Raw genomic sequence first — 8,609 nt, 5'->3', positions numbered from 1 at the left:
CGGTGGAATTTCCACGCCCAGATCGCCACGTGCGACCATCAAGCCATCAGAAACCATGATGATTTCATCAATATTGTCTACGCCTTCTTGGTTCTCGATTTTTGGAATGATTTGGATGTGCGCGCCATTGTTCTTTTCAAGCAAGCCACGAATTTCCATAACATCCGAACTTCTTCTGACAAATGAAGCCGCGACAAAATCAACGTTTTGTTCAATGCCAAACAAAATATCCTGTGTATCTTTTTCCGTGATCCCCGGCAATTGAACCGAAACCCCTGGCACGTTGACGCCTTTTTTGCTTTTCAATGTACCGGCATTTTCAACAGTTGTATGAATAATGCCATTTTCCTTGTCTAGGCTCACCACACGCAATTCAATCAAGCCATCATCCAACAGGATGACCGATCCAGTATCCACGTCTTCAATCAACTGTTCATAGGTGATTGAGAACCGCTCGGCAGTCCCCAACACTTCAGTCATGGACACTTCGATTTTCTGGCCCGTCACCAATTCAATCGAATCGTTTTCCATTTGATGGGTACGAATTTCCGGGCCCTTTGTATCCAGCAGAATGCCGACAATCTTACCGGTTTTTTCGGCCGCTTCGCGAATCCGTTTGATGCGCAGCGCATGTTCTTCGTGGTTGCCGTGTGAAAAGTTCAGGCGGGCAACGTTCATGCCCGCTTCGATTAAGCGTTCAAGCAGTTCAGGTGTTTCACTTGCAGGTCCGATTGTGCAGACAATTTTCGTTTTCCTCAATAAACTCACCCCATAGTTTTTTCGTAAGATAGTTCTGGATAGGGCTGTGGTCTACATTTTTTTGTAATTCTATACGTAGACATCATTCTTTATTTGACTACCAGTACCGGACATTTTGCCAGCTTCATCACTTCGTAACTGACACTGCCCATGACCATTTCCTGCATTTTGTTTAATCCACGGCTTCCTATCACAAGAAATTCAAACGCATTCGCGTTTGCATAATCGGAGATTGCATCTGCAGGATCTCCATGAAGAACTTTCACCTGATAAGTTAAAGAAGCCTGTTTTATCAAGTTTTGCGTTTCCTGTAATTTATTTTGGATATCGGGGTGTACTTCACCTTTATTATCGCTATCGTCGCTGCTTACATAAGCGATGATGATTTCGGATTCATTGATTTTGGCTAATTTAATGGCTTCCTCAGCTGCACGGTGTGCGTGATGGGATCCGTCTGAAGCTAATAAGAGTTTGGTTGTCATTTTATTTCCTCCTTTTTTTGTCTGGATAATGGGTGCACAGTATCATTTTCTGTTTGCTTATTGCTTTATAGAGCTTGCTTGCAGCCAGTTCATCATAGATTCGTAAGTGTGTTGAGCATCAGCATAGCCCTGTTTGTGCATATGTTCAAGCTTTTCAGGATCACGTTCAGCACGCTTCACTTTAAAGTTTTCTTGGGGTCTGATGACAAAAACTTTTCCGGCATCTTCCAATCGTTCAATTTCATCTAAAGTATCATTGTATACTTTCCATCGCGTTTCCATGGCATGGTTGAGACCAATATATTCTTTATAGAAATACCGCGAAGTTCTTGAAAAAACAGATCGTTTTTTTCGGTACCCTTTGGCTTTCGTTAAGACAATAACACTCTTTTGAACACCATCCGTTAATGCTTTTTGAATGGGAATCGGGTCTGCTATCCCACCATCCATCAAGAAACTTCCTTGATGGTTAACTGGCTTTGCCATAAATGGCAGAGAGCTCGAAGCACGAATGATGGAAAGAATATCTGGGGCACATTCTTTTTTCTCAAAATAGACAGGTTTGCCGGTCAGGCAATCTGTGGTTCCGATGATGAATTGTTCTTTAGAAGAGCCAAAAGCTTCAAAATCAAACGGAACCAGCTTATTGGGTATTTGATCAAATATTAAATCCATCCCAAAAAGTTCTTTCTTTACAACTAAGTTTCGCATTGAGATATAGTCCGGATGCTTTACATAATCGATCGTTACCGATTTATTGCGTCCGGGTTGTCTTGAAAGGTAGGAAGCGGCATTGCAGGCACCAGCTGACACGCCTATGACATAAGGAAAATACTGATCCTTTTCCATAAAATATTCAAGCACACCAGCGGTATAAACTCCGCGCATTCCGCCGCCTTCCAATACCAATCCATGATCAAACATGCTGACTCCTCCTATTCCTATTAATGACCGGAATTTTTGGATAACCCGCCGATCTTGTTATGCAGTTTTGAACTTTCTTTGTTCATTCCAATAAAGGTTACTTTCACGCCTGCTTGTTCGAATTTGCTTTCGACTTTGTCCAAAGCACCGATTGCTGAATCATCCCATAGGTGGGAGGCAGTCAGATCAAATTCGACTTCTTTCAACTCTTCTTTAAAATCGATTTTTTCCATGAACTCGGATACCGATGCAAAGAACAAGGGGCCTTGTATTTTGTAGCTGCGCTTATCATCATTTTCGGAAAGATAAGAATCAACATGTACCTTTGAGATTTTAGCTGCAAAGAAAATCATGCTTAGCAGTACACCAGCCAAAACACCATAAGCCAAGTTGTGCGTGTACACTACAGTGAAGACGGTCACGATCATGATTGCAGCATCAGTTTTAGGAATTCTGTAGATATTTTTTAATGAAGTCCAATCGAAAGTACCAATGGCAACCATAATCATGACGCCGGCAAGTGCCGCCATAGGAATTTGAACGACAATTCCACCAGCGAAAATAATGATCGCCATGAGGAAAATACCAGCAACTAAGGATGATAACCTTCCGGAACCACCAGATTTTACATTAATGACGGATTGTCCGATCATCGCACATCCAGCCATACCGCCAAAGAATCCAGTGACGATATTCGCGATGCCTTGGCCGCGGCTTTCTTTGTTTTTATCGCTTTCTGTATCAGTCATGTCATCCACGATTGTAGCAGTCAGGAGGGACTCCAAAATTCCTACTACTGTTAAAGCTAAGGCATATGGGAAAATAATTGCCAAAGTTTCAAAGTTCACCGGAATATCGGGAATCAGGAATAATGGCAGGGCTTGAGTTAAGTTACCCATATCACCGACACTGCGGACACCGAAATTCATGAAGATTGCCATAGCCGTTACTACAACAATTGCGACTAATGTAGAAGGGATGGCTGTAGTAAAGCGTGGCAGGATGTAAATGATTGCTAAAGTTAATCCAACCAAGGCAAACATGATCCATGTTTCACCAACGAAATGCTGCAATTGTGAAGTGAAGATCAAAATAGCAAGTGCATTGACAAAGCCGATCATTACGGAACGCGGGATAAATTTCATCACCCGAGCCAGTTTAAAGACTCCGAATAAAATCTGCAAAATGCCTGTTAAGATTGTTGTAGCTAACAAATATTGGAGACCATGTTCCGCGATCAAGGTGATCATTAATAATGCCATGGCTCCGGTAGCTCCTGAAATCATTCCGGGTCTTCCGCCGACAAATGCAATGACGATGGCAATACAAAATGAAGCGTATAAACCAACCATCGGATCAACTCCGGCGATTATTGAGAATGCGATGGCTTCCGGAAGCAGCGCTAACGCTACTACAATCCCTGCGAGAACGTCTCCTCTAACATTTCCAAACCATTGTTCTTTTATAGCTGTTATTGACATACAATACCTCTTTCTCTTCTATTTTTTTGGCGATTCCTGACTCTCACAGAAATCAATTTCTTTATAAACGTTCTCCTCTTTTAAGCTTTTCAATGTATTCATGCAAATCTTCTTTGTCGATCCGCCAGTGGCTTCCGATTTTAAAAGCAGGCAATGTTCCTTGTTGAACTAATTTATAGGTAGTCATTTCACTTAATTGTAAGTACTCCGCTACTTGAGCAACGGTCATAATCTCTTTATCCATTAGAAAGTCTCCATTCGGTTATAATTTAGTATAATCTATTATAAAGCACTGTATTAGATTATAATAAAAGGGGACTTATATCAACAGGTTAGTCTTAATTCGATTTATTCAGAAAAATGGAAGCGATTACAAATTGGTTGGGGGGAAAATATTGTGTATAAGAATATTTTATTGGCTTCAGATGGATCTGCTCATGCTGAAAGAGCGGCGCAGCAAGCCGTCCGATTAGCAGCGCTATACCAGGGAAAAGTTACGGTTCTGTTTGTGGCAGGTTCTTCAAAGTCAAAAGAAGATTTAACTGAGGTTGGCAAAGAAGTTCGGCTGACCAAAGAAAGACTAAAAGGAACAGAGGAATTTTTAATGGCATCAAAAATTTCATACGAACTTGAATTCATATCAGGAGAACCGGGACCATCGATTGTCAATTTTGTAAATGATAATGCCTTTGATATTTTAGTTATTGGAAGCAGGGGGCTAAACGGTCTGCAGGAAATGATTTTAGGGAGCGTCAGCCATAAAGTGGTTAAACGAACAAAATGTCCTGTTCTGATAGTAAAGTAAATGATGGCAAATAAAAAAGGAGTGCAGCTGCACTCCTTTTTTATTCCTCAGTAATTTCCAGTTGACCAGTGTCTTTATTGTAAAATCGTAATAGATCGCCATTGATGACTTCTTCTGAATAATTAAGCTCGGTCAGAGCCTGCTCAACATAAGGAGCGCACAGCTCTTGGTCAATTTCCTGTCCAGAACCATTTTCATAACAAGTATTTCCTGCATATACATACTCATCTGTGACAAAGCGTCCATCACGGAAAATAGCGAACTCTTCATGTTCTTCTGAAAACAAATCACTGCCAAACTGCATATCTGTGTCAGATTCAATTCCCATCAAATTAAGAATAGTTGGGCGCATGTCAATTTGGCCGCCAACTTCTTCATTTACGTGGCCTTTTCCTGAACCCGGAATATGCACGAAGAGGGGAACCCGCTGAAGCTGAGCTGACTCATAAGGCGTAATCTCTTTTCCAAGGTATTGGGCCATCGCTTCGTTATGGTTTTCTGAAATGCCGTAATGGTCTCCATACATAACTATTATCGAATCTTCGTAAAGACCTTGTTCTTTCAGATCTTCAAACAACTCTTTTAAGGCTTCGTCCAGGTAACGAGTTGTCTGGAAAAAGCGGTTAAGTGTACCTGAATTGGAGTCGAACTCGTCAATCAGTTTGTCTTGCGGATCCAAAGTGAAAGGATGGTGGTTGGTCAGTGTGATCAACCGGCTGTAGAATGGCTGCGGCATCTCTGCCATATGGGCAACAGACTGTTCAAAAAATGGAATATCTTTCATTCCCCAGTTGACTGCCTGGCCTTCTCCGACCGTATAACTTTGAATATCGAGGAATTCATCAATTCCCAATGATTCATACATCATGTCGCGATTCCAAAAACTTTTGTTGTTGGCATGCTGGACGTTTGTCGCATACCCTTGGTTCCCAAGTTTTTCTGCCATTGAATTATAGGTATTTCCAGCGTGTGTAAAGAATACGGCTCCACCGCTTAACGGATAAAGAGAATTCTCAAGCAAGAACTCAGAATCAGAAGTTTTGCCCAGACCGCTTTGATGATAAAAGTTAGGGAAATAAACTGTGTCTTCGTCTTCCGTCAGTTCATTAAGGAACGGTGTGATCGTCTGGCCGTTCATTTTTTCATTAATAGTGAATGTCTGCATCGATTCAAGCGTCACGACGATCAAGTTCTTGCCTTCGGCAACTCCGAACATTTCTTCAGAGGATTCAATTTGGTTGGATCGAACGTAGCTATGAACCTCAGTCAGCTCTGATCCATCTGCAAATGCTCGTTGTGCTTGGGATTTAGATTGGATGTAAATATCATATAAATGGTAGTTGTACATACCTAAGTTCTTAACCAGCATTTCCCGGTCAAAACCGCGTGTCAGCAATTGTGGCCGTTCGGCTTCCGCCAAGCCGAGATTTAAAAATAAAACTGCGGAAGAAAGCACGAAATAGGCTCTTCGATGGCTGTTTCGAGATATGTTGTTTTCCTCTTTGATCTTCAACAATTTAATCGCAGCCAATACCAAGATGAAATCACTAAAGTACAGAATATCTGTAGCATAAATACTTGCTGCAGCACTTGAGCCTAAATCTCCAAAATTATCAGTTTGGAATAACACTGGCAAAGTGATAAAGTCGCTGAAAAATCGGTAAAAAGCTATATTCCCATATAAAATTATTGATGTGATCAATGTCATTACCAGCAAATACCGGTTTTTATTTTTTTGCTTTTTAAAGAACAGTGACAGTCCGTATAAGAAAAGAAGTAAGCTTAGTGGACTGAGAAACAGGATAACTTCCTGCATAATATTATCAATCGTAATCGAGAAGCCCGTTTGATAAGCGATATAAGTTTTTAACCAAGTGGCAATGATGGCGATTGCCACTACTGTGTGTTTAGGCCATTCTTTTTTTAACATAAAATTTCTCCTTTTTTAAATTCACCAGTACTTAATTCTCTAGATAACGATAGAGAGTGGATTTACTAATGCCGGTCTTTTCTTTAATTTCAGCTAAATTAAATTGTTTACTATTGTACATTTCAATTGCTTTTTTTATATTTTCGTCAGGTTTCCGAGGTCTACCAGAAACAATGCCCTTTTGTTTGGCTTCATTCATTCCAATTTTTGTTTTTTGGCTAATTGTGTCACTTTGAAGTTCCACTATTGACTGGACGATTTCAAGAAATGAGTGATCCATCGGCTTTCTAGTGTCAATGCCTTCTTTAAGGGATAAGAGAAAAGCCTTCCTACGGTTAAGCTCATTTAACAGTTCCACCAAATGTCGAGTGGAATCAGCAAAGGAATGGAGTTTCTCGACAATAATTAAATCATTTTCTCCAAGTATTGACATCATTTTAATGAGTTGCACTCTTTTTTGGGGAGAAGGATGTTCTTCTATATAAAAGTCAGTGCAACCGTATTGTTCCAACAACGAAATTTGATTTTTACAATTTACATCTTTTTCTGTAGGTCTTGCATAGCCAATTATCAAGTTGATTTCTCCTATCATTATAAGCTTGAATCATCATAACATAAATTTACATAAAAAACGTTCCAAAAAGGTTCTCATTTAGGAAAAATGGTGATAAACTGTTTTCATTGCCTATAACAGGGCTAGGAGTGTTATGGAGGAAAAATAATAAATAAGAGGAGCAAGATAACGTGTTAAAGAAGATTAAAGCAGAATGGTTTTCAAATGTTCGGGGAGATGTCTTGGCTGGTATTGTTGTCGCTTTAGCGCTGATTCCAGAAGCTATCGCCTTTTCCATCATCGCGGGAGTCGATCCGATGGTAGGTCTTTATGCATCTTTCCTTATATCGGTGATAATCGCATTTATTGGCGGTCGCCCAGGAATGATTTCAGCAGCTACTGGCGCTATGGCCTTATTGATGGTGCCGCTTGTGAGAGATCACGGCGTTGAGTATTTGCTTGCAGCCACTATATTAACGGGTGTCATTCAAGTACTGTTTGGAGTTTTCAAGGTAGCGAAAGTGATGAAGTTCATTCCGCGAGCTGTCATGATCGGATTCGTCAACGCATTAGCCATTTTGATTTTCATGGCGCAGGTGCCGCATTTTGTGGGTATTAACAACACCACTTATATTTTTGTAGCAATTACACTGGCAATTGTTTATATTGTCCCAAGATTTTTAAAGTCTGTCCCTGCGCCATTGATCGCTTTGGTTCTTCTGACAGCAGTAGCCATCTATTCCGGCTTCGAATTGCGGACGGTGGGAGATTTAGGTGCGATCACAAAGTCGCTTCCATCATTCCTAATCCCTGATGTGCCTTTCTCAATTGAAACAATTATGATCGTATTGCCATACTCACTGGCCTTAGCGATTGTGGGTCTTTTGGAATCCTTGCTGACTGCATCAATTGTAGATGATATGACAGGTACAGGAAGTGACAAAAACAAAGAATCACGTGGACAGGGTATTGCCAACTTCGTTACCGGTTTCTTCGGCGGGATGGCAGGCTGTGCGATGATTGGACAATCAGTTATCAACATAAAATCCGGTGGACGCGGAAGACTTTCCACTTTGGTTTCAGGCGTATTTTTGATTTTCCTGATTATTGTTCTCGGGGATCTGGTCGTTCAAATCCCAATGCCGGTTCTTGTAGGTATAATGATTATGGTTGCCATCGGAACTTTTGATTGGTCTTCTTTCACTTATTTGAAGAAAGCACCAAGAACGGATGCAGCGGTAATGGTATTGACCGTTCTCATCGTTGTTTACACACATGATTTATCGATCGGAGTAATTGCTGGAGTGCTCTTGAGCGCCATCTTCTTTGTCGCAAAAATTTCGAAGATCGAAGTGAAGAAACGAATGGAAAATGCTACTCCGAGATATAGTGTAGAAGGTCAGCTATTCTTTGCTTCAGTTGAAGATTTCCTAGAGAAATTCGATTATTCAATTGAAAATGAAAATGTAATAATTGACTTTACTGACGCTCATGTCTGGGACGATTCAGGTGTAGGCGCGATTGATCGTGTCGTCTTGAAGTTTAAAGAAAACGGCAATGAGGTTATACTTGAGGGACTGGATTCCGGCAGTAAAAAACTGGTCGATAAGTTAGCTATATTCAATAGTAAGAATGCAAAGTTGCCAACCCATTAAAATTCTAGGGAGTGTTGAAA

At 40.7% G+C, this 8,609-nt stretch carries 9 protein-coding genes; 2 read left to right on the top strand and 7 right to left on the bottom strand.

The window, feature by feature from the left end:
* The 5 genes from pyk to J7I83_RS00445 all read right to left on the bottom strand — a co-directional run.
* Window positions 1-759, bottom strand: a 759-nt coding sequence (gene pyk, locus J7I83_RS00465; protein ID WP_215098719.1) for a pyruvate kinase, incomplete at its 3' end; no start/stop codon positions are given.
* A gap of 89 nt (window positions 760-848) precedes the next feature.
* A complete protein-coding gene (locus tag J7I83_RS00460) occupies window positions 849-1,241 on the bottom strand; it encodes a universal stress protein (protein ID WP_215098718.1) in 393 nt (130 codons plus the stop codon).
* A gap of 57 nt (window positions 1,242-1,298) precedes the next feature.
* A complete protein-coding gene (locus tag J7I83_RS00455) occupies window positions 1,299-2,165 on the bottom strand; it encodes a patatin-like phospholipase family protein (protein WP_215098717.1) in 867 nt (288 codons plus the stop codon).
* Between the two features lie 20 nt (window positions 2,166-2,185).
* Window positions 2,186-3,646, bottom strand: coding sequence for a SulP family inorganic anion transporter (locus J7I83_RS00450; protein WP_215098716.1), 1,461 nt, complete (start codon window positions 3,644-3,646; stop codon window positions 2,186-2,188).
* Between the two features lie 61 nt (window positions 3,647-3,707).
* Window positions 3,708-3,890: a helix-turn-helix domain-containing protein gene (locus J7I83_RS00445; protein WP_215098715.1), complete on the bottom strand. Its 183-nt coding sequence runs from the start codon at window positions 3,888-3,890 to the stop codon at window positions 3,708-3,710.
* A 153-nt stretch (window positions 3,891-4,043) separates the two neighbouring features.
* Between J7I83_RS00445 and J7I83_RS00440 the strand changes: the two genes are divergently transcribed.
* Window positions 4,044-4,451: a universal stress protein gene (locus J7I83_RS00440; RefSeq protein WP_215098714.1), complete on the top strand. Its 408-nt coding sequence runs from the start codon at window positions 4,044-4,046 to the stop codon at window positions 4,449-4,451.
* A 40-nt stretch (window positions 4,452-4,491) separates the two neighbouring features.
* On the opposite strand, the gene J7I83_RS00435 is transcribed toward J7I83_RS00440, so the two are convergent.
* Complete coding sequence (locus tag J7I83_RS00435; protein ID WP_215098713.1) at window positions 4,492-6,381, bottom strand: LTA synthase family protein; 1,890 nt, start codon at window positions 6,379-6,381, stop codon at window positions 4,492-4,494.
* A gap of 31 nt (window positions 6,382-6,412) precedes the next feature.
* Window positions 6,413-6,955 carry a recombinase family protein gene (locus J7I83_RS00430; protein ID WP_215098712.1) on the bottom strand — a complete coding sequence of 181 codons (543 nt, stop codon included), beginning with the start codon at window positions 6,953-6,955 and terminating at the stop codon, window positions 6,413-6,415.
* Window positions 6,956-7,125: 170 nt separating this feature from the next.
* Here J7I83_RS00430 and J7I83_RS00425 point away from each other — a divergent pair, with 170 nt between their 5' ends.
* Window positions 7,126-8,589 (top strand): SulP family inorganic anion transporter, encoded by a 1,464-nt coding sequence (locus tag J7I83_RS00425; RefSeq protein ID WP_215098711.1) that lies wholly within the window; start codon window positions 7,126-7,128, stop codon window positions 8,587-8,589.
* Window positions 8,590-8,609 lie beyond the last annotated feature (20 nt).

It is taken from the genome of Planococcus sp. ISL-110 (assembly GCF_018613575.1).
Taxonomy (GTDB): Bacteria; Bacillota; Bacilli; order Bacillales_A; family Planococcaceae; genus Planococcus.
The sequence above is the reverse complement of the archived record's forward strand: the minus strand, read 5'-3'. Positions and strand labels throughout refer to the sequence as shown.

Excerpts from the sequence above, each read along its gene's own strand:
- J7I83_RS00460 (WP_215098718.1), bottom strand. The coding sequence starts at position 1,241 with ATGACAACCAAACTCTTATTAGCTTCAGACGGATCCCATCACGCACAC.
- J7I83_RS00455 (WP_215098717.1), bottom strand. The coding sequence starts at position 2,165 with ATGTTTGATCATGGATTGGTATTGGAAGGCGGCGGAATGCGCGGAGTT.
- J7I83_RS00450 (WP_215098716.1), bottom strand. The coding sequence starts at position 3,646 with ATGTCAATAACAGCTATAAAAGAACAATGGTTTGGAAATGTTAGAGGA.
- J7I83_RS00445 (WP_215098715.1), bottom strand. The coding sequence starts at position 3,890 with ATGGATAAAGAGATTATGACCGTTGCTCAAGTAGCGGAGTACTTACAA.
- J7I83_RS00435 (WP_215098713.1), bottom strand. The coding sequence starts at position 6,381 with ATGTTAAAAAAAGAATGGCCTAAACACACAGTAGTGGCAATCGCCATC.